Consider the following 21,339-nt stretch of genomic DNA (forward strand, 5'->3'; position numbering starts at 1 on the left):
GGAGATGTCGCCGAAACGCGACAGAGGGGGTCGCCGCGCGTGGAGCGCCAGCTTCCATGTGCCGCAATAGGCCGAGTCCAGTCGGACCGCCCCCCTCTGCCCTGCCGGGCATCTCCCCCTCGAGGGGGGAGATCACCTGCCCTCGCCCTGGCCCTTCAAAAACTGCCGGAGCAAATCCACCGGCAGCGGGAACACCACCGTGGAGGAACGCTCGCCGGCGATGTCATGCAGGGCCTCGAAATAGCGAAGCTGCATGGCCTGCGGCTCGGCCGCCAGCATGCGGCCGGCCTCGACCAGCTTGGCCGCCGCCTGCTGCTCGCCGTCGGCGTTGATGACCTTGGCGCGCCGCAGCCGCTCGGCCTCGGCCTGCTTGGCGATGGCGCGGACCATGCTCTCATTCAGGTCGACATGCTTGATCTCGACATTCGAGACTTTGATGCCCCAGGCGTCGGTGCGCTGGTCGAGGATCTCCTGGATGTCGCTGTTGAGCTTATCGCGCTCGGCCAGCATCTCGTCCAGCTCGTGCTTGCCGAGCACCGAGCGCAGCGTGGTCTGCGCCAGCTGATTGGTGGCGGTCATGAAATCCTCGACCTGGATGATTGCCCGCTCGGCGTCGACGATCCGGAAATAGAGCACGGCGTTGACCTTCACCGAGACGTTGTCGCGCGAGATGACGTCCTGCGGCGGCACATCCTGCACCACAACGCGCAGGTCCACGCGCACCATCTGCTGGATGAAGGGAACGAGCAGGATGAGCCCAGGCCCCTTTACCCCGGTGAAACGGCCGAGCGTGAACACCACGCCGCGCTCATATTCCCTCAGGATGCGGATGGCCGCCGACAGGAACATGATCACCAGCAGTGCGAGGATCAGATAGGCGACATAACCGACCGTCATTGTTTCGCTCCGTCGTTTCCCGCCGCGTTGTAACCTGCACCACGCCGCCGCACCGTCAGCACGAGATCGCTGACGGCGGTCACCTCCGCGCGATCTCCGGGCGCGATCGGCTCGTCGGCCTTGGCGCGCCAGCGCTCGCCGAGCGCCAGCACATGACCTTCTCCGCCTTCCCAGTCGAGAACGTCCACCGAGAGACCGCGCATGGCCCCGCCGCCGACGCGCGGCGGATTGCGGCGCGCTGCCCAGAGATAGCTGCCGGCAAGCAGCGCGAGGCCCAACGTCAGCGCCGCGGCTGGGCCGATGACCGCCCAGGATATGGCGAAGCCCGGCCCCTCGACCTTGAGCAGCATGGTCGCGCCGAGCAGGAAGGCGGCCGCGCCGCCGGCACCCAGCACCACTGTCGGATTGAAGGCCTCGACGATGAGGAAGGCGATGCCGAGCAGCATCAGGGCGAGCCCGGTATAGTTGATCGGCAAGAGATCGAGCGCGTAGAGGGCAAGCACGAGGCAGATGGCGCCGATGACGCCGGGCGCCACCGCGCCTGGGCTCGTGACCTCGAAGACGATGCCGTAGAAGCCGATCAGCATCAGGAGGACGGCAACGTTCGGATCGGTGATGACCGCGAGAAGCCGGATGAACCAGCCGGGATCCAGGATCTCGACGGCCAGGCCCTTCGTCGCCAGCACCTCTTTCTTGCCGGCCAGGTCGACGGTGCGGCCGTCGGCGAGTTGCAGCAGCTCCGTCGTGTCGCGGGCGACGAAGTCGATGACATGTTGCTGCAGCGCCGCGCTTGCCGAGAGGCTCGCCGCCTCGCGCACCGCCTTCTCGCCCCAGTCGCCATTGCGCCCGCGCAGTTCAGCGAGCGAGCGGATCAGCGCCACCGCGTCGTTGGTCGCCTTGGCCGTCATTGGGTCGCCGGCTGGCTTCCCGGTACCCTTCTCGTCCTTCTCGCCGCCGGGAAGCGAAGGCAGCCCGCCGATCTCGACCGGCGTCGCGGCGCCCAGATTGGTGCCGGGCGCCATCGCCGCGACATGGGTCGAGTAAAGGATATAGGTTCCGGCGCTCGCCGCATGGCCGCCGGCCGGCGCGACATAGCCGATGACGGGAACGGGGGAAGCCAGGATATCGGCGATCATCTCGCGCATCGAGGTGACCAGGCCGCCCGGCGTGTCGAGCTGAAGGATGAGAGCCCCGGCGTTGCGCTCGTCCGCGGCCTTGAGCGCTTCCTTGAGCTGGCGCGAACTTGCCGGACCGATGGCGCCGTCTATCGCGATGCTCAAGGCAATCCTCTCCCCCGCCGTTTCGGCCGAGGAGAAGGGAAAAAGCGCCGCGGCGGCCATGAAGGCCGCTGCCAGAAGGGCCACCCGCGCGAGTTTCACGCCTCAAAGCTCCTTGGGTTCAATATGGGGTTGTGCCGGGGCAAGTCCAATGAGGGTCCCCTTGAGGGCCCTTCAGGGGGAGATGTCGCCACTGGCGACAGAGGGATCGCCGCGCATGGAGCGCCAACCTCATCTGCCGCAGCAGCCGAGCCGAGTCGGACCCTCCTCACGATTCCACGGCAATTTCGACGTCGCCTCCAACGCTGGCTCCCTCGCCCGTGCGTCATTGTCCCCATCGACGGCGCGAATGAACGCGCTCGCAACAATGGAGACGACAATGACGACGATGGATCGTTTGCAGCACGAAACCGGCCGCAAAGGCTTCAGCCTGTTCGGCTCTGCCCGCCGCGGGCTGCGGCTGGCCTATCACGCCATGCGGATGCGCAGCGATCGCGCCGCGCTGCGCGCCATGCCCGACTATTTGCTCAAAGACATGGGCATCAGCCGCTCGCAGATCGAGCACTACACGTCCACGCGCGCCGCGCTCGTCGCAGCCGGCAGGACGGATGCCTGAAGCGGATGAACGACTGCATCGGCGGCCGGCCGCAAGGCTGGTGAAAACCCCGGCTCGCCGGGGTTTTCGCGTTCCGGCGCGAAGCGCTGCCGGCATTGGAGCCAGCCCCGCGGGCTGCCCGTCCAAATGAAACGGGCGATGCAATTTCCACGGTGGGCGTATCAGAAATTCCACGCTCCCATCCACTCTCGTTCAAACGCAGCGGCGTCAAAAAGGAAGCCGTCACGGCAACCCAGCCGCAAAGCAACCTTCGGAGTAGTCACATGCAACCCAACACCAAACCTGCCCGCGTTCCGCTCAACGGCGTCGACACGCCGAACCTCTTGGCGACCATCAATTTCGTCGCCGGTCAGCCGGAGCTCGCGAAGTTCCAGTTCCGTGCCCACAACGAATGGATCGAAGGCACCCACAGCAAGAGCGTCATGCATGGCTTCCACGGCGCCGGCCAGGAGCAGAAGCATGAAAAGCCCTTCTATGCCGACAGCGACCATCCAGCGATCCTGTGCGGCGCCGACAACGCCCCGACCCCTGTCGAATGGCTGCTGCATGGGCTGGCGAGCTGCCTGATGGCGGGGCTCGCCAACATCGCCGCCGCGCGCGGCATCAAGCTCACCACTGTGAAGTGCTCGGTCGACGGCGACATCGACCTGCGCGGCATCCTCGGCATCTCAGACGAGGTACGCAACGGCTTCCAGAACATCCAGGTGTCGTTCGAGGTCGAGGGCGACGCGCCGGCCGAGAAGCTCGAGCAGCTGGTCGAGCAAGCCCGCGCACGCTCGGCCGTGTTCGACGTGCTGACCAACGGCGTGCCGGTCACGGTCGGGATCAAGACCATCCAGTGACGCAGGGCTGAAACGACGGTCCGGAGAAATCCGGACCGTCTCACCCCAGGGTTCGGAACAAAGCCATGAAACACGCTGAGGTCGTCATCATCGGTGGCGGGCAGGCCGGGCTTGCGCTCAGCCATTGCCTTGGTCGCGCCGGCATCGACCACGTCGTGCTGGAGCGCGGCCGCATCGGCGAACGCTGGCGCACGCAGAGCTGGCGATCGCTTCGCCTCTTGACGCCGAACTGGCTGAACGGCCTGCCCGGCTCGCCTTATGACGGCCCGGACCCCGACGGCTTCAGGACGAAGGACGTCTTCGTCCATGATCTCGAAACCTATGCAAGCCGCTGGCAGGTGCCGGTCGAATGCGGCCTCGAGGTCACCTCCTGCAGGCGGACCGGCGGCGGCTTCGCGCTCGCCACCGGCGCCGGCGACTGGTCGGCCAAGGCCGTGGTGGTGGCCACCGGGCATTGCGACCGACCAATGATTCCTTTCGCGTGGGAGACCCGGGGCGGCCCGCTCTCCCTCCACGCTTCACAATATCGTTCCCCTGGCGAACTGGCGCCCGGCGGGGTGCTGATCGTCGGCGCGTCATCTTCCGGGGTGCAGATCGCCGACGAGCTTGCGCGCGCCGGCCGGCGCGTGACGCTGTCGGTCGGCAAGCATACGCGCCTGCCGAGACTGTGGCGCGGCAAGGACATCTTCTTCTGGCTCTGCCAGATGGGCGTGATGGCCCAGCCGCTCGACGGGCTCGCCAACCCCGAGAGCGCCAGGCGCCAGCCCTCGCTGCAACTCTCCGGGCGACCGGACAAGGCCGATGTCGACCTTGCCACGCTGCAGGCGATCGGCGTCGAGCTCACCGGCCGCGTGCGCGGCATAGCCAATCGCGAGATCGCCTTCGCCGACGATCTTGCCGCGCAGATCGCGGCGGCGGACACGAAGCAGGCGCGCCTGCTTGCCGAGATCGACCGCTTCGCCGGCAACGCACGAGCCGGCCGGCGCGAGCCGGTGCGGGTGCCTTCGCCGCGCCGCCAGCGGCTTTCGCTGACGGACGGGTCGACCGGCACGGTGATCTGGGCGACGGGCTATGCCCGCTCGTTCGACTGGCTAGAGCCGTCGGCCGTTGGGCCGGATGGCGAACTGGCGCACCGCGACGGTGTCACCAGCGTTCCCGGCCTCTACGCGCTCGGCTTCCGCTTCCTGCGCAAGCGCGACTCCAACTTCATCGGCGGCGCCGGCGTCGACGCGCAAGCGATCGCCGCCGAGGTTTCCAGCTATCTCGACCGCAAGGACCGCCAAGCCGCCTGAGGGGCCGCCCGAGGAGACCGAAGATGCCGACGACCGCGATCTCCCTTCCGCCCACGCCCAAGCGCGCCCATTACGACGCCATCATCGTCGGTGCGCGCTGCGCCGGCGCCTCGACGGCGCTGCTGCTTGCCCGCGCCGGCCTAAGGGTGCTGGCGATCGAGCGCCGGCCCTATGGCTCCGACACGCTGTCGACGCACGCGCTGATGCGGCCCGCCGTGCTGCAGCTGTCGCGCTGGGGCCTGCTCAAACCGCTGCTCAAGACCGGCACGCCGCTGATCGAGACAACGACGTTCCACTATGGCGACGAGGAGATCACCATTCCGCTCAATGGCGGGCCTGGCCTTCCCGGGCTGATCGCGCCCAGGCGGACAGTGCTCGACCGCATGCTCGTCGATGCCGCGCGCAAGGCCGGCGCCGAGTTCCTGCACGACGTGGCCGTCGGCGACCTCTTTGCCGACACGCGCGGACGCGTGCGCGGTGTCGAGACCCGCGGTGCCGGCCGCGCGCCCCTGCGGGTAAGCGCCGATGTCGTGATCGGCGCCGACGGCATCGGCTCGCTGGTGGCCAAATGCTGCGACGCGCAGGTGCTCAGAAGCGGCACGGTCTCGGCAGCCCATGTCTATGGCTACGCGCCGGTCGAACCCGGCGCCGGCTACCACTGGTATTTCCGCGACGGCATCGCCGGCTCCCTCATCCCCACCAATGAAGGGCTGGCCTGCATCGTCGCTTCGGTGCCGACCAAGCTGTTCGACGAGCGCTTCCGCCTCGGCCATGGCCGCGCCCGCATGGAGGTGCTGGAGGCGCTTTCGCCGGCACTGGCCGAGAAGGCGAGCCGGGCGCCGAAGGATGCCCGCCTGCAGGCTTTCCGCGGCGTGCCGGGCTATATCCGCCACGCCCACGGCCCGGGCTGGGCGCTGGTCGGCGATGCCGGCTTCTTCCGCGACCCGATCACCTCGCACGGCATTGCCGACGCGCTGCGCGATGCCGAGAGCCTGGCGCGGGCCATTCTGGCCGGATCGGAAGCAGCCTTCGCGACCTGGCAGCAGGAGCGTGACCTCTTCGCCCACCAGGTCCTCGACACCACTGACGCGATTGCCGACTTCGACTGGTCGCTGGCCGATATCGGCGAGCGGCATCGCCGCTTCAGCGCCGTGATGAAGGCCGAGGTCCAGGCGCTCGCCGCACACCCAATGCCGGTTCGCCGCGCCTTGTCCGCCATGAGCGGGCTGACGGCTTATCGAGCGCCGGCAAAAGAGGACGAACCGCCGGCAATGGCAGGCTCGAGCCTCTATCGCAACCGAACGGGAGCAAGACCATGACTGTACATTTGATGAAGGACGGCTGGATCGGCGTCGTCAAGGGGCGGCCGCAGGTAGGCGCCGTCGCCGAGCGTTCGCGGCGCACGCAACCGCAGGATATCGACGCCTTCGCGGAGATGACCGGCGACCGCAACCCGCTGCACTACGACAAGGCATTGGCGGAGGCTTCGGTGTTCGGCAAGCTCATCGTGCAGGGCGGTGTCACCTCCGGCATCCTGAACGCGGTGGTCGCGGAGGACCTTCCCGGTCCAGGCTCGGTGTTCCTCGAAGTGTCATGGAAATTCGTCAAGGCGGTCGGCGTCGGCGAACTGATCACCGGCCGCGTCGAGGTCAAGGACGTGCGCGCCGACAAGCCGATCACGAAACTTGAGACATCGGTGCGCAACGAGGCCGGCGAGCTTTGCCTCACCGGCACCGCAACGGTGTTCACCGTGCCGCTCGGCGGGGACTGACGCAAACCGCATCAGTTAGGCAAATAGCCGAACCGCTGCATTTGTGCCTCGTGACTGGAGGCGATCTGGTCGATCTGGCTCGCTGTCAGCACGTCGCGCCATTGGTCGGCCTTACCAGATCGGAAGAAATTCGCCGTGGCGGCCTCGGGCCGTTCGCGGAATCCACCCTCCTTCTCCTGGGCCTGGAGGCTGTCGAATGACGACATCTCAAGCGCGCTGTCGAGTTCGGCCGCCGACGGGTTCATCTTGAGGTGCCGGGCAAGACCGCCGAAGGTCTTGCTCGGCTCGGCCAGCATGTCTTCGTAGCGCATGACGTAGATTGCCGGATGCGGCGAACGCGTCCAGCTGTGCACATGCTCGCTCCATGAACCCCAGATTTCATACACCTGCTTTTCGCCGATCACCGTACGCATGCCCTCGCAGGCCATGAAATCGATCGTGTCGTCGATGGGCTTGCCGCGATGGTGCGACAATGAAATGACGACGTCGAGCGGATTTCTCACAATGTAGACGGCGCCCGCCGTTGCGGCGGGATTGATGACCGGCTGGCCCTCGTCCATCAGCAAGGCATTGTGCGTCTTGATGAAGGCGACGCCGCCCGCCTCATCAGCCAGCTTGACCTGGACCTTGGGACGCAGTGTGGGGATAAGCTCGTTATCGTCCTTTGTGATCTCCCTGCCGACCATGGCGGAATACCGCCACCTGCCAGCCTCGCCGCTGGAGAACCGTCCCATGTTGTTGATAGACTGCGCGCCGGCTTCTCCATGCAGAACCTTGAGCAGGCTGTGAAGGAAGTGCCGCGTCCAGGTGTTGCCCGACTTCGGGTACGACGCCAGCCAAACTATTCCGGATTGATGGGACAATGTACCTCCTCGGCCGGCCCTGTTGCCGGCCTCGCCGCCGCTGATACCGCATTCGACATTTTTGCAACATATGCGTGCAATCCAATTCCATCACATGGGTGTGAATTGAAATCTCCACCATCGGGCGGGCATGTGACGTGGCGGAATGATTTGGGCTTGGGAAATATCATGCATCTGAAAAGACTACTGCTTTTGGGCGTTTCATCCATTGCGTTGGCGGCCCTGGCACCGGCCGCGCGCGCGGCTGACCTCGCAGATACCTCAGTGCCGGTTGCGGCTTCGTTGCCGGCGCTCACTGCGTTCATCGAAGGGGGCGTGAACTGGGCGAGCGGCGATCGCCTCTATCCGAACACGCCGCTGCCTGACTTCTTCTCCCCCTTCGCGGGAGCCGGCGGCGAAGTTGCGGCTGGTCTCGATTACCGCTTCAACGACACGTGGCATGCCAGTGCAAGCTTCCGCTATGGGTGGAGCAAGCGCAACAAACATCACGACTCGAGCGAAACTGTAACTTTCGCGCGGCCGCCGGGCGATGGAACGTCTGGGCCTAACCGTTCATTCGATACCACCGGTGCCCAGGCAGGTACCGTTCATGTGCGCTCGTCGCACCTGGTTGCAGATTTCGCGGTGGGCCGCGACATGGGCATCGGATCCGGGGAGGCGCAGGTCAAGCTCGGGCTTCGCTATGCGGATCTGAGTGAGAAGATCAGCGGCCCCGGTGCGGCTTACATCGGCTCCGACCTGACATCGCTGACTTCCACCAGCGACGCCTATCTGAAGAGTCGGTTCCAGGGCCTTGGCCCCCGCGTGGCTGTCGAAGGCAGCATGCCCATATCCGGCCAGTGGGGCGTCGATTATGGCGCGGGCGCCGCCTATCTGTTCGCTCTTAAACGAGACCGGACATTCGCAGTCGAGGGCGGGGATATGATTACGCAGTCGGACAAGAAGGGTGTGTTCAACCTCGATGCGTCGCTCGCGCTGACCTATAATTTCACGCCGGCGACGAAGGTGGCGGTGGGCTACCGGGCCGACGCCTATTTCGACGCCCTGCCCGGGATCGACTTCACGAAAGTGGGCGGAGGGGCAGATACGACTCGCGTCTATCACGGGGCGTTCCTGAGGCTGACGACCGCCTTCTGATCATCTCAGACAATATGAGGAAAAGCCCGCCGCGCCTTCGGCGGGCTTTTTTGTATCGGGTGAGATGTGGCGCCGTCTCGGCAAGCCGCTGTTACCGGCCCGCGGTCTCGGCGATGAAGGCGCGGACGTGGAATTCGCCTTCGAGGAGGATTTGGTTCTGGCTCTCGAGCTCGATGAACCGCGCGCCGGGAATGCCGGCGGCCATGGCGACCGGATTCGACGGGTGCGACCTTGTCGTCCGCGCATGCAGCACCAGCGTCGGCACGCGCACCTTTCTCCGCAAGTCGCGGACATCATCATTGAAAATGTGCTCCGCAGGCGCCCAGGCATCGCCCGGCAAACGGTGCGCAGCATCACCGTCCATCTAGGCGGCGAGCTTTGCCTCACCGGCACCGCGACGGTGTTCACCGTGCCGCTCGGCGGAGGCGAGGCGGACAAATGATCGCGGCAATCGGTTCGGCCCGGCTGTCGGTTCCCGAGCCGGGCCGACAGCCGTCAATAATCGGTGTCGCTTTCGATGGTGACCGGACGACGGTGGTAGCGGTGATGACGCTCGATGGAGCTCGTGACGACGACGGTGTCCGCGCGGTGATGGCGATGCCAGGCTCGGCGTCCGTTGTCATAGAAGGCGACGGTGCCGTGATGGCGGTGATGAAGGCGGTGGCCTTCCTCATTGATGACGAGGGCCGGACGGTGGTGGTAGTGGTGCCTGTGATGCGTGCCGATGACTACATCGGCCTCGGTGGCGGATGCGACGACGGGTGCCGCGGCACAGAGCGCCAACGCTGCGAGAAGCACTGTTTTCATTGCGATATTCCTGGCTGCTGGAGCGTCCCTTCGCCGGAGAAACCCTGCCGGGCTGTTTGGTTCCGGCCTGGATTGGGCTGCCCGGCAGCAACGCAGCGAAGGTCATTTTGGGCGCTCGCGCCGCAGCGCAACATATCTGAGGTAAGTGCTCGCCGCGGCGTCGCAGGCGCGTCGCGACGGGCCGTTCGCGATCAACATGGCCTTGGCGAGTTGGTCGGAGAGCCCGTATTTGCTGGCGAACGACGCTGTATCATAGGGCTCGTCTTCCAGATCGTCCGCGAGTCTGTCGGTCATATATCGCCTCCCGATGCATTGGCGCGGTAGCAATGCGGAAGCACGACCTTCGGTTGCGGCGGCCGATCCCTCTTCTTTGCTTTCCGGACTTCAGTCCGACGCCGCTTCGGACGGTGGGCCGATGGGTGGAACGAACGCTCTTGGTCGCCGTTTGCCGGCATGCAATTCGCCGATGGGAGGTTAGGTATGGAAGACCCTCGCAACAGTGTCCTGGAGGCTCGCTGGCTGCTTGCCGTGCCGGCCTCGATGGTCCTTACCGTGCTGATAGCCGGCATCCTGCTTTCATAGGTCGCCCATGAATCGGCTCCTCTTCATTGTCGCCGATTTTCTGTCCCGGCCGCCCGGCTTCTATGCGATGGTTGTCGCGATGGTTGCGTGCACCTTGCTCGTACCTTTCGGACTTACCAACACGGTGACCTATGCACTGTCGGCAGCGGCCATCATCATCACGGGAATCGTGCTTATCCAGGGTTACCGGGACACGGCGGCCATCCACGCGAAACTCGACGAGATCGTGATCGCCCTGCGGCAGACGCGGAACGACGTGGTTGGGCTCGAGCATGCGGACACGCAGGAGATCAAGTCGAAACTGGTCGAGCTGGAGCGCGAAGCGGAAGCCGGCGCGGCCAACACGGCATCGCAGAACGAGACGAATGAGGCCGGTGCCGCAGCGGGCGGGGGGCGTTGGGGTAGCTGAAGCACCGGCCGAAGGGGCGGAATGGGCAACCGCCGCCACCCAAAGATAGGCTTCCTACGCCAAGACGAAATTACGCGATCGCGGTAGGAGATTTCCTACGATCCTGCTGTCTCGGCGACGAAGGCCCGGACGTGGGCGACGAACTCGTCGAAGGCCGGCTCGCCCTCGAGCAGGATGTGGTTTTGGCTTTCCAGCTCGAAGAAGCTGGCGCCGGGAATGCCCGCCGCCATGGTGCGGCCGGACTCGACCGGGGCAACGTTGTCTTCCCGCGCGTGCAGCACCAGGGTCGGCACCCGCACTTTTTCAAGCAGGTCGCTGACATCGATCACGGAGAAGGCGGCCTGCAGGCGCCAGGCGTCGTCCGGCAAAACGGTGCGCAGCATCAGATCGTCCATCCAGGCGAAATGTTCGTGCGTGGCGCCGGGGATGAACATGGAGCAGAAGGCCTGGCGGAACATCGGGTTCGACTTGCCCCAGCTCTCGCGCATCAGCGTCGCCACGGCTTCGCGCGTGGCGATCTCGCCGGCGTCGCCGCGCGCCCGCCAGCCTTTGACGTAGCCGCCGTAAAGGATCATGCCCGACACTTTCTCGGGGTGGCGTATGGCATAGGCGATCGAAACGGCGCAGCTTTGCGAGAGGCCAAGAAGCGTGAAGCGGTCGAGCCCCGCCGCCTCGACCACGCATTCGAGGTCCGACACCATGGTGTCGAACGAGACGTCGGCCACATGACGTTGCGACAGGCCGTTGCAGCGCTCGTCGTAGCGCACCAGCTGGTTCCGGCGCGACAGTTCCCGCATCCAGTGCCGCCAGATCGGACTGTCCCAGTCGAAGGTCAGATGCGACATCCAATGCGCGGCGCGCAGGATGGGCGGGCCGCTGCCGGTCTTGGCAAAAGCAAGCCTTGTGCCGTCGCGAGCCCGGCAGAAATGGACGGCGCGGCCGGGATCCTGCGCGGGCGTCGCGCTCTTGGCGAGCGAAGGCGACAGTGATTGCATCTGGGCCACGTCCCTGGCGCCGGGTTGCACGGAGCGTCCCGTCGGCTGGGCGGCAGCCGCCCTCACCTTCTCCTCCAGCGCGGCGATCTCTTCCGCCAGGCCGATATCCTCCGGCAGCAGCCGGCGCAGGCGCCGCGCAAGCGGCAGCGCCCGCCTCGGCTCGCCGGCCAGGCGCTCGATCAGCTCGCGCAATATGCCGAGTTCGGCGATCTCGACCTCGCTGGCGACGCCCGCGCGCCATGCCTCGTATTCGAAGCAGCGCTCGAGCGAAAGATCGGCGAGGAAATCGCCGCGGATCGAACCGGCCACGGCCTCCAGCTCTTCCGTCGATGGCAAGGAAAGATCGCCTTTCACCAGCGGCAGCAGCCGGGCATAGTCCGTGCCGAGTTTCAGCGAGACAGTGTTGCGGTCGGCGACAAGAGCGGATTCTTTGTCGCCCAGCACCTGGCGGATCTTGGACAGGCTCCAGCGCAAGGCGCCGCGCGGATCGTCGGGAATGTCCCAGAAGATTTCGCAGAGCCGCTCGCGCTGGTGGGCCTTGCCGGTGACGGCGAGATAGGCAAGCAAGGCTCTGGTCTTGCGCGACGGCGGCAGGTCGAGCAGCGCGCCGTCGCGAACCACCTGGAAGTCGCCGAGCACGCACAGGTCGAGCAGCCCCTTATGCGGAGCGTCGGTCATGCGGCCGGGCACCCTTCCACTGCCATCTGGCTCCTCGTCGATGCGGCGCAAGAAGACCGCACCGGAATATCAAAATCGGCTAATTTACGGAAGCCGATACGGCAAGAAGGACGTTGGGAATGTGCAATGGGTTACATTGGCCGCGGCGGTGAAACGGGAGTCTGCTATCCGCTGGCACGGTGCAACGGAGGGCCGGACCCAGGATTTCAGCCTGCGGAACTCGTGGCGGTGCGGGAGACCGGCCTGATGTGGGCGAACATGCTGCGGGCGTTCCAGCTTGGGAAGGCTCTCGCGAGCGACAGGTCGCCGTCGAGTTGGATGCGGTCCTCGCGGGTGGCCTGGGCCCAACTGAGCTGTCCGGCGTGCCATTTGACGAAGGCTTCGGCTTCCGCCGTGACGTAAAGGTCCTCGTCAAGGCCGGGATTCGTCTTGCAGATCTCGGTGTCTCCAAGCTCGATAAGCAGCCAGTAGCGCTCGCGGCGCGGGCGGCCGGTGAAGTCGAAACGGATGACGACGCGTCGATCCGGGAGCCGGTCCCGGCGGAGCGCATTGCACATCGACCACAGGGCCACAAAGGGGTCGAGGTGATGGGGGGCGATCTCAAGCCAGCGCGCACCCCACTCGCCGAGCGATTGGCAGACCGTGAACAGGTCGCGCCCCGCGGACGTGAGCTCGTAGTGGTGCCCGCGCCCGTCGGGCTTGGGTACCGATTCGATGACGCCAACCCATTCGAGCTGCCTTAGCCGCTCCGAGAGCAGCGTACGGGAGAGTCCGGGCGCGCCCTCCAGGATCTCACCGAAGGTTCCGCAGCCAAGATACAAGTTGCGGATGATCAGCGGTGTCCAGCGCTCGGCGAAAATCTCCGCGCCGCGGGCAATGGGGCAGTACTGGCCGTACGTTCTCACACCGGCAGTGTTCCACGCCCGCCGTAGGCTGTGAAGTCCAGATTCTTGACTATACGACGGCGGTCCGCGGTGGTCCGATCTAGCCTCCCTTCGAGAGAGGAGCACTCGACAATGACAACTGTGATCGCGAAAGTCGGCCACGGGAGTGAGATGCCGACCGCCGTCGAGATCGACGGATTCCAAGGCCCGCTGATCAGTGCCGACCATGCCGACTACGACATAGCCCGGGCAGTCTGGAACGGCGCTATCGACCGGCGCCCGCGCCTGATCGCCCGATGCATGGGGACCGCCGACGTGGTCGCGGCCGTGCGTTTCGCCCGCGACAACGATCTGGAGATCGCCATACGGGGCGGAGGCCATAACGTGGCGGGCACGGCCGTCTGCGGCGATGGGATCGTCATCGACCTCTCAGCGATGCGTGGCGTGCGAGTCGATCCCGCCGAACGCAGCGCCTGGGTGCAGGGCGGCGCGCTTTGGGGCGACGTCGACCGCGAGACCCAGGCGCACGGCCTGGCCACCACAGGCGGAATCGTGAGCCACACTGGAGTCGCCGGACTCACCCTGGGCGGTGGCGTCGGCTGGCTGATGCGCAAGCACGGGCTCACAGTCGACAACCTGCTCGCCGTCGAGGTGGTAACAGCCGACGGTGCTGTGCTGCGGGCGTCCGAGGACGAGCATTCCGACCTGTTCTGGGCATTGCGAGGCGGCGGCGGGAACTTCGGCGTGGTCACCTCGTTCGAGTTCCGTCTCCACCCCGTCGGGCCCGTCCTTCTGGCCGGGCCCATCCTCTGGGACGCGAACGACGCCGGGGACGTCCTCCGCTTCTACCGCGACTTCGTCCGCCATGCTCCCGACGAACTCGGCACGGTCGTGAGGTTCGGTACCGCGCCGCCGCTGCCCGTCATCCCCGAGGAGCTCCATTGGCGCCCGGTGATGATCATGGGTAGCTGCTATGCCGGGCCGATCGCGGATGGTGAGAAGGCACTGCGCCCACTCCGCGCATTCCGGCCTCCGCTCCTCGACCTGGTCGGGCCTGCGCCGTATGCCGGATTCCAGAGCGCGCTGGATTCGACCGTCCCCCACGGATGGAACTATTACTGGAAGTCCACCCACCTTCCCGAGCTCCGCGACGATCTCATCGACGTGATCGCCGGGCACGCGTTCTCCGCTTCCTCGCCGCGGTCATATGTGGCGCTGTTCCATCTGAAGGGGGCGGTAAGCCGGGTGGCCGAGGGCGACACGGCGTTCGGGAACCGCCACGCGTCGCACGCGATCACCCTGGACGCTGTGTGGCGACCCGGCGAGGACTATCGCGACCGAGACAGTGCCTGGACGAGGGAGTTCTTCGCCGCCCTCGGACGCTTCCGCGAAGGCGTTTACGTCAACTTCCTCGGCGGCGACGAAGACGCGAACCGGGTCCGCGAGGCGTATGGCAACTCCGTCTACGACCGGCTGGTGGACGTGAAGACTACGTACGACCCCGACAACGTCTTTCACCACAACCAGAACATCCGCCCGAATTGAGTGACCTTCGGAGCTGCACAGGCATCTCCCCCCGCAAGGGGGAGATTGCGCGCTTCAACGGCTTCGGCAAACTCCGGCGACCGCAATCGCAACCGCCACCAGCACCAGCCCAGCCGCCACCGCGAACGCAACCCGCATCCCGTCGGCGACCGCTTCAGGCGCCGCGGCGCCGACCTCGCCAGTGCCGACCGCGAAGGCAAACACCGCGCCCATAACCGCCGTGCCGGTGATCAGGCCGAGATTGCGCGAGAGGCTCAGCATGCCCGAGATCACGCCGCGCTCATTCTTATCGACGTCTGCCATGACGGCGGTGTTGTTCGCCGCCTGGAAGAGCTGGTAGCCGGGCGTCAGCAGCATGATCGCCGCAGCGTAGCCGGCAACACCGAACAGTGCCGGCAGCAGAGCGAGCCCGACGCAGCCGACGATCATTAGCGCCAGCCCGGCGACGACCATGGCCGACGCGCCGAGGCGATCGACGATGCGGCCGGCAATTACGCCGCACAGCGCCGAGACGACCGGGCCGATCGACAGCACGGCGCCGACCCGCGCTTCGCCGAGGCCCAGCGCGCGCGACAGGAAGAAGGGCCCGACGCCAAGCGTCGCCATCATCACGGTGGAGACCAGCACATTCATGGCAAGGCTCGGCGCCAGCACCGGATCGCTGAACAGCGCTGGTTTGACCAGAGGCGACGCCGCTCTCCGCTGCGCATAGAGGAACAGGCCGGCGCCGAGAACGGCCATGCCAAGCAGCGCGATGTTCGTGCCGCCGAAATGTCCACGTCCTGCCGTCATCGCCAGCGCATAGGCGGCGAGCGTCAAGGCAAGCAGCAGCGTGCCCAGCGTATCGAAGCGCGGGCCCACGCCCTGCGCCTCACTGCGGAGGAACGTCGCGGTTTGATCGCCCGGCAGGAAGCGCCGGGCGAGGATCATCGCCGCGACGCCCAGCGCGGCAGTGACGAGGAAGATCGCGCGCCAGCCGAGGGCAGCGATCAGCACGCCGCCAAGCGACGGCCCAAGCGCGGTGCCGATCGCCGACATGGTGCCGAGCAGGCCCATGGCGCTGCCGGTGCGCTCTTTCGGCACCGTCGCGCCGACCAAGGCAATGGTCAGCGCCATCATCACGGCGGCGCCCAGCCCTTGAGCAGCGCGGGCGGCGACCAGCAGCGGCAGCGACGGCACAAGCGCGGCCAACAGCGACGCGGCGCTGAACAGGCCAAGACCGGCGATCAGCAGCAGCCGGCGGCCGACGAGGTCACCCAGCCGCCCGACGCTGACGATGAGCGCGGTGATGGCAAGCAGATAGGCAAGCACCACCCATTGCACCGCCTGGAAGGATGCTGCGAAGGCGGTGCTCAGCGTCGGCAGCGCGACATTGGCGATGCTGGTGCTGAGCGAAGACAAAAGCATCGCCAGCGACAGGCTGGCCAGCGCGCCGCTTGCCGAGCGGCTTGCGGGAGCGGTGCGTGGAACTGCGATATCGGCCATCGTTATTCTCCGGCTCGGGTTTAATTTGCCGGGAAGATAGGCGCCTGGTTCATATGGCGGAAGACGCAGCGCTTGCACTTGAATAGTGCATGAAACGCCATGTCACTGCATCCAGGACGTGCTAGGATCGCGCCATGTCGCGACCCGATCTCAACCTGCTCGTCACGCTGGACGTGCTCATCGCCGAAGGCAGCGTCGCCAAAGCCGCGCGGCGGCTGAAGCTCAGCCCCTCGGCAATGAGCCGCGCGCTCGCAAGACTGCGCGAGGTGACCGGCGATCCGCTTTTGGTGCGCGCCGGACGCGGCCTAGTGCCGACGCCGCGGGCCATCGAACTCGGTGCGGATGTCGGCCGGCTGGTAAAGGAGGCGGAGGCTGTGCTGCGCCCCGCCGAGAAGCTCGACCTGAAGCGGCTTGCGCGCAGCTTCACGCTGCGCAACAGCGATGGTTTTGTCGAAAACTTCGGCCCTGCCCTTCTCGCGCGCGTCGCCGAGGAAGCGCCGGGCGTGCAGTTGCGCTTCGTGCCGAAACCCGACAGGGACAGCGCGCCGATGCGCGAAGGCAGCGTCGATCTCGAGACCGGCGTGGTCGGCGGCTCGACCGGGCCGGAGGTGCGGGCGCAGGCGCTGTTCCGCGACCGTTTCGTCGGCGTGGCGCGCTTGGGCCATCCCTTGTGCGACGGAAAGATCACCGCCGCCCGCTTCGCCGCCGCCCGGCATATATTGATCTCGCGCCGCGGGCTGGATCGCGGACCTGTCGACGACGCGCTGGAGCTCGCCGGGCTGACGCGCACGATCGCGACCGTGGTCGGCGGTTTTGCGGAAGCGCTGGCGCTGGCGCGCGGCTCCGACCTCATCGCCACCGTGCCCGAGCGCTATACCGGCAAGCTGCGCGAAGGCCTGCTCACGTTCGCGCTGCCGGTGAAGCTCGCCGGGCTCACCATCTCGCTGCTATGGCACCCGCGCCTCGACGCCGACCCCGCGCATCGTTGGCTGCGGGGCCTGGTGAGGGAGGTGTGCGGAGGGCGGTGAGACAGCCGATCTCCTTTTCGCGGCGACTGGCACGCAGGCCGGGCGAGGCGCGAAGGCCGACAGACCGAAATTTTCGCCCCAACAAAGTGTGGAGAGGTTGCTTGGCGACGCCGGGACGGAGCGGGGGGACGCCCAACGAGAACCCCCGCTCCGTCGCTGCGCGGGCACCTCTGCCCGATTGCCGGGCGAGGAACCTCGCTTCCTAGCTCAGGGCGCCGCCTTCACCGGTTCGTTCCCGCGCAGCCGCAGCTCGTAGTTCAGCCGGTAGCGCCCGCCCTCGAACTTCCAGATCAGCGGGCTCCTGACGCCCGAACTCACACCGGCGGCCAGGTCGGCCTGCTTCTCGGTCTCGCCGAGGATCTGCAGCAGGCAATCAGCAAATTGCGCATTGGCGCATTTGAAGATCGGCGACAACAGATAGGCATTGAAGGTCGCCACCCTGACCGTCTCCACCTCCTGCGCGCTGGCGCCGCCCATGAGACCGGCAATCAGCGTCGCGACAAAGATGAGCAATCCAAGCGCCACCCTGTCCAGCCACGACCTGCGCCTGGCAAGCACTTCGAGCAACCGATCGCCCATCGCACCCTCCCCCGCTCGGATGCGCATTCTAGCATCCCTGCATGTAGGCATCATGAAGCGGTTCACAGAGCGGCAGCGTTCCTCTCCCTGCCTTTGAGGGGCGACGAAACCGCTATCGCGAAGGGAAGTCACTTGCTCCCTGCCCGCCAATGCCGCACTGCCGAAATGCGCCCAAAAAAGTCAGGTTGAGAACCGGACCTCAAAACACCTCAACCTGTGAAAAACAAGCCTATTCAAATGTGTAGGCGGCAACATTCGCGTCGCCTGCCGCAACGGCCGAAAAGCCCGGAAATCCGCCATTTCGGAGCCTGCCGTGGCGGCAACCGCGGAAATGCAGCAGCGCGATTTCGGCTCTGCACAACGGCAAAAAACGCTGTTCCGGAGGGCGCCGCCGCCGACGTTGACAGCCACCCGCGCCAATGGCAATCGGCAGTGACTGGTCACGCCATGACCGTTGCTGTTGGGGACGGACGGGGTTTCAGCAGCTTGGCGGCGGCGCCGGACGGGCGGGCACTTGCGCAGTGTACCGCCCGCTCCTGGCCGACAGCGGCGCGAGGTCTCGCATACGAGGCTGCGAAACGTCCGCCAGACCGCTACTGAGCCGTTGCCGGCTTTTCAAGCGTCGGCTTGCTGTAGGTCTTCTTCATCGTAATTCCCCCTAAAGACGCTTCGCGCGGGTGAGCGTTGCCGGGGAGCGGACTATCAAGCTTGCGGTCGGAAGCGCTTGTCGGAAGGATCGGCGGGCCTACCAGCCGCTCCGTACGACGCAACAGGTCGTAAGAGCGGACCAGCGCCCTTTTGCTCTCCTCAATCAGTTGGTCCTGGAAATCTGCGGCCGCGTGCCCGCGCGCAGGCAAGTGGGTATCGTTGTTCTCGAGCATGCCCGCTCTCCGTTTCAGACGGGAGCGCGGATCAACGTCTCTCAGTCGCCAATGGTGTCCGGTGGGTGGTTACCAGCGATAAGGTAGGGTACGCCGATTGGCGCGCGTGGCAAAGGCAATAATTTCGACCGATCTCCGTGCCGCACGGGATTGCCGCAGGGGCGGCCTCGCTCGCCTCAGAAGGTAAAGCCGGACGACGGCGCGGCGGCGGTCGCGGCCGACAGCCTGTCGCGCTTCTGCAGCCGCGGCTTTTCGTAAGTCTTCTTCATCGTCCGTTCCTGGGCGGGTCAACGACCGGCGCAGGTGAACGCGATGCGGCCGCCCTGTCAAGCTTGCCCAGGAAGGCTTGCCCTGCTGCTGTTGCTCAGCGCGGCGGGACCGGGCCCGACGGCGCGCCGTCAACGACGCTGGACAGCTTCTGGCGCTTCACCAGCACCGGTTTCTCATAGGTCTTCTTCATGTTTCACCCCTGCCTGAAAGACTGCTGGAACGCTGGAAATCCGCTCCCTGAGACCGCGAACAGCCCATTGGGACACTGCGGTCCCGGTCAGGACGCGCGGTTAGACCGGGCCGGAGGCGACGAATGCGACGACGCCCGACAGCTTCTGGCGCTTCGACAGCGTCGGCTTCTCATAAACCTTCTTCATGGATGTGCCCCTTGCCCAATTTCCCGCCCCACGACGCAAGGGAAGCGGCGTTTTGTCAAAAAACGTTTTCGTGAGATGCGTGCAAAGCGAGCCGGCTGCAACCGAATACGCGCGGGCTGTGGTCAGCCGGCAACATCCGGCCTGCCGAGGTTCGTCGCTAGCCCGCGTGTTGCAGCCAGTGGCGGTCGAACACGTCGAGGATGGCGCGATACTCAGACGGCGGGATTTGGTTGACGCCTCCATCGCTGTCGGCACTGAGGAACTGGCCGAGCTGCCGGTCGACCGCTTCCGGGTGCTCCATGACGATGCCGAGGCTCGCGAGATCGGCGGCGATCGAGGTGCCGGGCGCCAGGTAGCCGCCCCATTGCTCGGCGGCCGGCGCATCGCTGAGGCGCACGAGCAGCATCCTGGTCAGCGAGGGCTGCGCCTCCGGGCCGATGATGGCGGTGCCGACCATGTAGCCGCCGAGCACGCTCACCGGCTGCGTATGCGGGAACAGGCAAAGGAAGAACTGCGCTTCGCCGCCCACCTCCTTCAGATGCAGGTAGAGGCTGCGCTTTGCCGGGGTAACCGGGCCGCCGAGCTGCAACTGCCCGGTCGGCAATGTCTCGCGATATGTGGCGGTGAACGCATGCGCGCCAAGCCCGGCCTCGATCGACAGGCGACCCCTGATGAGCTGGCCGCGATAGTAAGGCGACCAGGCGCGCGAATAGCACGCATAGGTCCCGGCAAGCGCCAGTCCGGTGCCCTTATCGTCATGCCCGGGCGAGGCCTCCGCCTGCGCGTGGGCGCGGCGTTCGAGCTCCGTCGCGTCGATGCCGTGTCGGGCCGCGATCGCGGCCGTGAAGCTCGGCAGATCGCTCTCGGCGATCCAGGCGCCGGGCCGCTCGAGGCGCAGCACTTTCGCCCAGTCTTCATAGACGCTGTGCTCGCGAGGCTGCGCGCGGCCTTGCAGCCATTTGTCCGCGCGGCCGATATCGAAAGCCGTCTTCGGGTTGACCGCACGGAATGCTGCCGCCAGATCCTTGCGGCTGGCGGTTCCCAGCACCACCGAAGTCAGTCGTAGCTTCTGCGCGATGTTCAGTGCCATCCGGCTGCACCTGTTCCGTCCCGACAGAATCGGGATTGGGCCTCTTGTTCGAGCGAAGATCATGCTTTCACGGCCGCCGCAAGCTCACTTTAGACTGCAACCGGAGCAAGCAAGCCCTCTCCCCGGCTCGGCGCCGTGCACTATATTTCCATTCGCTAATGTTCCAGGAATTCCAGAGAATTCCATCCCGTTCCGCATGTAGCCTCTTTTCGCACCATCGACCAGCGCTAAGCTCGCCCTGGGCAAGGGGGTCAGGAAAACGCGCTGAATGTGGGGCTTGAGCTCCCCTTCCTTCGTAGAGCTGTGACACGCTCGATATCGAGCAATGGCGAAACCCGGCTTCGAAAGTCGGGAACACCGAACTGAGATGACACCTCATCAAGAAGGACTAGGAGAAGACCGCCTCTTCCAAATTGACTCTGACCATGCTGGCGCAGGATGCATCGGCTTGGCGCTGCTTCTTAGAAAACGCGCCCGCCGGAGGATTGCCGTCGAATATGTCGAGGGCGCCCGCGCCGCAGACGCTGCAGCCCACGCGCGATCATCATGGGCAGCCAGGCGCATTCGATACGCTTCGCGATCGCCGGCAAGCCACGTCGCTCTTCGAGACGAGTCCGGTTTCAAACAATGAGGTGGCCACAGGGCCAACAGGGGAAACAGGGGAAAACAGTCATGAAAATCATCTTCGCAGGGCTCCTCCTCGCGCTTGCGCTGCCGCAAGCGGCCGAGGCCAAAACGAAGGTCCCAGTGACCGAGACCAAGGTGACCAAGGCCGAAGCGAAGTGCCCGCCGCTCGACCAGACGGCCACCGGCGGCATCGTGTCCGGCGGCGGTACGATCGCAGCGCCGCATGACGATCCAGGCCAAGCCTATCCGCCGGGACTGGACCTGCATTTCTAGGGCGCTCCGAAGGATCTGCGTGGCGGGCTTCCGTCCGGATCGGCGAGGCACAACAGAAACGGCCGGGCAAGGGCCGAACCAGACAGCCACCCTCCCAGCCTGAGGGCTGGGGCTTGGCGCCGCCGGCGGGGCCG

25 protein-coding genes are annotated in these 21,339 nt (G+C 66.0%); 12 read left to right on the forward strand and 13 right to left on the reverse strand.

Annotated elements, in window-relative coordinates; translation table 11 throughout:
- Positions 1-132: 132 nt before the first annotated feature.
- Entirely contained in the window at positions 133-897 is a 765-nt protein-coding gene (locus tag CK220_RS27860; RefSeq protein WP_095814594.1) for a slipin family protein, read from the reverse strand.
- Positions 894-2,276: a nodulation protein NfeD gene (locus tag CK220_RS27865; RefSeq protein ID WP_095814595.1), complete on the reverse strand. Its 1,383-nt coding sequence runs from the start codon at positions 2,274-2,276 to the stop codon at positions 894-896. The genes CK220_RS27860 and CK220_RS27865 overlap by 4 nt, the downstream gene beginning before the upstream one ends.
- Positions 2,277-2,523: 247 nt before the next feature.
- Here CK220_RS27865 and CK220_RS32145 point away from each other — a divergent pair, with 247 nt between their 5' ends.
- From CK220_RS32145 to CK220_RS27890, 5 genes are all read left to right on the forward strand, one after another.
- On the forward strand, positions 2,524-2,790 hold the full coding sequence (locus CK220_RS32145; RefSeq protein ID WP_176479235.1) for a DUF1127 domain-containing protein: 267 nt from the start codon (positions 2,524-2,526) through the stop codon (positions 2,788-2,790).
- A gap of 263 nt (positions 2,791-3,053) precedes the next feature.
- The gene (locus CK220_RS27875; protein WP_095814597.1) at positions 3,054-3,632 is read left to right on the forward strand and encodes an OsmC family protein; all 579 of its coding nucleotides are present in this window, start codon (positions 3,054-3,056) and stop codon (positions 3,630-3,632) included.
- A 65-nt stretch (positions 3,633-3,697) separates the two neighbouring features.
- The gene (locus CK220_RS27880) at positions 3,698-4,924 is read left to right on the forward strand and encodes an NAD(P)/FAD-dependent oxidoreductase (RefSeq protein ID WP_095814598.1); all 1,227 of its coding nucleotides are present in this window, start codon (positions 3,698-3,700) and stop codon (positions 4,922-4,924) included.
- A 23-nt stretch (positions 4,925-4,947) separates the two neighbouring features.
- Complete coding sequence (locus CK220_RS27885; RefSeq protein ID WP_095814599.1) at positions 4,948-6,243, forward strand: NAD(P)/FAD-dependent oxidoreductase; 1,296 nt, start codon at positions 4,948-4,950, stop codon at positions 6,241-6,243.
- Entirely contained in the window at positions 6,240-6,695 is a 456-nt protein-coding gene (locus CK220_RS27890) for a MaoC family dehydratase (RefSeq protein ID WP_095814600.1), read from the forward strand. The genes CK220_RS27885 and CK220_RS27890 overlap by 4 nt, the downstream gene beginning before the upstream one ends.
- Positions 6,696-6,706: 11 nt before the next feature.
- On the opposite strand, the gene CK220_RS27895 is transcribed toward CK220_RS27890, so the two are convergent.
- Positions 6,707-7,558: a sulfotransferase domain-containing protein gene (locus CK220_RS27895; protein ID WP_176479236.1), complete on the reverse strand. Its 852-nt coding sequence runs from the start codon at positions 7,556-7,558 to the stop codon at positions 6,707-6,709.
- A gap of 168 nt (positions 7,559-7,726) precedes the next feature.
- Here CK220_RS27895 and CK220_RS27900 point away from each other — a divergent pair, with 168 nt between their 5' ends.
- Entirely contained in the window at positions 7,727-8,695 is a 969-nt protein-coding gene (locus CK220_RS27900; RefSeq protein ID WP_141245245.1) for an Lpg1974 family pore-forming outer membrane protein, read from the forward strand.
- A 91-nt stretch (positions 8,696-8,786) separates the two neighbouring features.
- Here the strand turns inward: CK220_RS27900 and CK220_RS32150 are convergent, their stop codons facing one another.
- Positions 8,787-8,960: a hypothetical protein gene (locus tag CK220_RS32150; protein WP_176479237.1), complete on the reverse strand. Its 174-nt coding sequence runs from the start codon at positions 8,958-8,960 to the stop codon at positions 8,787-8,789.
- 42 nt (positions 8,961-9,002) lie between these two features.
- On the opposite strand from CK220_RS32150, the gene CK220_RS32865 reads away from it, so the two are divergent.
- Positions 9,003-9,137 carry a hypothetical protein gene (locus CK220_RS32865; RefSeq protein WP_280952763.1) on the forward strand — a complete coding sequence of 45 codons (135 nt, stop codon included), beginning with the start codon at positions 9,003-9,005 and terminating at the stop codon, positions 9,135-9,137.
- Positions 9,138-9,190: 53 nt separating this feature from the next.
- On the opposite strand, the gene CK220_RS27910 is transcribed toward CK220_RS32865, so the two are convergent.
- Both CK220_RS27910 and CK220_RS27915 read right to left on the reverse strand, forming a co-directional pair.
- A complete protein-coding gene (locus tag CK220_RS27910; protein WP_095814604.1) occupies positions 9,191-9,502 on the reverse strand; it encodes a hypothetical protein in 312 nt (103 codons plus the stop codon).
- A 102-nt stretch (positions 9,503-9,604) separates the two neighbouring features.
- Positions 9,605-9,796 (reverse strand): hypothetical protein, encoded by a 192-nt coding sequence (locus CK220_RS27915; protein WP_095814605.1) that lies wholly within the window; start codon positions 9,794-9,796, stop codon positions 9,605-9,607.
- Between the two features lie 295 nt (positions 9,797-10,091).
- On the opposite strand from CK220_RS27915, the gene CK220_RS27920 reads away from it, so the two are divergent.
- Positions 10,092-10,493 carry a low affinity iron permease family protein gene (locus CK220_RS27920; protein WP_095814606.1) on the forward strand — a complete coding sequence of 134 codons (402 nt, stop codon included), beginning with the start codon at positions 10,092-10,094 and terminating at the stop codon, positions 10,491-10,493.
- 95 nt (positions 10,494-10,588) lie between these two features.
- Here CK220_RS27920 and CK220_RS32660 read toward each other — a convergent pair whose 3' ends face one another.
- Both CK220_RS32660 and CK220_RS27930 read right to left on the reverse strand, forming a co-directional pair.
- Positions 10,589-12,166 (reverse strand): alpha/beta hydrolase, encoded by a 1,578-nt coding sequence (locus CK220_RS32660; protein ID WP_245429424.1) that lies wholly within the window; start codon positions 12,164-12,166, stop codon positions 10,589-10,591.
- 206 nt (positions 12,167-12,372) lie between these two features.
- Positions 12,373-13,071 (reverse strand): helix-turn-helix domain-containing protein, encoded by a 699-nt coding sequence (locus tag CK220_RS27930; RefSeq protein ID WP_095814607.1) that lies wholly within the window; start codon positions 13,069-13,071, stop codon positions 12,373-12,375.
- A 111-nt stretch (positions 13,072-13,182) separates the two neighbouring features.
- On the opposite strand from CK220_RS27930, the gene CK220_RS27935 reads away from it, so the two are divergent.
- Positions 13,183-14,595 carry an FAD-binding oxidoreductase gene (locus CK220_RS27935; protein WP_095814608.1) on the forward strand — a complete coding sequence of 471 codons (1,413 nt, stop codon included), beginning with the start codon at positions 13,183-13,185 and terminating at the stop codon, positions 14,593-14,595.
- Between the two features lie 54 nt (positions 14,596-14,649).
- Here the strand turns inward: CK220_RS27935 and CK220_RS27940 are convergent, their stop codons facing one another.
- The gene (locus CK220_RS27940) at positions 14,650-16,080 is read right to left on the reverse strand and encodes an MFS transporter (protein ID WP_095814609.1); all 1,431 of its coding nucleotides are present in this window, start codon (positions 16,078-16,080) and stop codon (positions 14,650-14,652) included.
- Between the two features lie 134 nt (positions 16,081-16,214).
- Between CK220_RS27940 and CK220_RS27945 the strand changes: the two genes are divergently transcribed.
- Positions 16,215-17,108 carry a LysR family transcriptional regulator gene (locus CK220_RS27945; protein ID WP_095814610.1) on the forward strand — a complete coding sequence of 298 codons (894 nt, stop codon included), beginning with the start codon at positions 16,215-16,217 and terminating at the stop codon, positions 17,106-17,108.
- 207 nt (positions 17,109-17,315) lie between these two features.
- On the opposite strand, the gene CK220_RS27950 is transcribed toward CK220_RS27945, so the two are convergent.
- Positions 17,316-17,687, reverse strand: a complete 372-nt coding sequence (locus CK220_RS27950) for a hypothetical protein (protein WP_095814611.1) — start codon at positions 17,685-17,687, stop codon at positions 17,316-17,318.
- 313 nt (positions 17,688-18,000) lie between these two features.
- Here CK220_RS27950 and CK220_RS32870 point away from each other — a divergent pair, with 313 nt between their 5' ends.
- The gene (locus CK220_RS32870) at positions 18,001-18,123 is read left to right on the forward strand and encodes a hypothetical protein (RefSeq protein ID WP_280952764.1); all 123 of its coding nucleotides are present in this window, start codon (positions 18,001-18,003) and stop codon (positions 18,121-18,123) included.
- Between the two features lie 157 nt (positions 18,124-18,280).
- On the opposite strand, the gene CK220_RS27955 is transcribed toward CK220_RS32870, so the two are convergent.
- The 3 genes from CK220_RS27955 to CK220_RS27965 all read right to left on the reverse strand — a co-directional run bounded on the left by CK220_RS27955 (position 18,281) and on the right by CK220_RS27965 (position 20,305).
- The gene (locus tag CK220_RS27955) at positions 18,281-18,568 is read right to left on the reverse strand and encodes a hypothetical protein (RefSeq protein WP_095814612.1); all 288 of its coding nucleotides are present in this window, start codon (positions 18,566-18,568) and stop codon (positions 18,281-18,283) included.
- A gap of 364 nt (positions 18,569-18,932) precedes the next feature.
- Positions 18,933-19,028: a hypothetical protein gene (locus CK220_RS27960; protein ID WP_095814613.1), complete on the reverse strand. Its 96-nt coding sequence runs from the start codon at positions 19,026-19,028 to the stop codon at positions 18,933-18,935.
- Between the two features lie 344 nt (positions 19,029-19,372).
- On the reverse strand, positions 19,373-20,305 hold the full coding sequence (locus CK220_RS27965; RefSeq protein WP_095814614.1) for a hypothetical protein: 933 nt from the start codon (positions 20,303-20,305) through the stop codon (positions 19,373-19,375).
- A 672-nt stretch (positions 20,306-20,977) separates the two neighbouring features.
- On the opposite strand from CK220_RS27965, the gene CK220_RS27970 reads away from it, so the two are divergent.
- Complete coding sequence (locus tag CK220_RS27970; protein ID WP_095814615.1) at positions 20,978-21,205, forward strand: hypothetical protein; 228 nt, start codon at positions 20,978-20,980, stop codon at positions 21,203-21,205.
- Positions 21,206-21,339: the final 134 nt, after the last annotated feature.

The organism is Mesorhizobium sp. WSM3860 (genome assembly GCF_002294995.1).
In the GTDB taxonomy this organism is placed as follows: Bacteria; Pseudomonadota; Alphaproteobacteria; order Rhizobiales; family Rhizobiaceae; genus Mesorhizobium.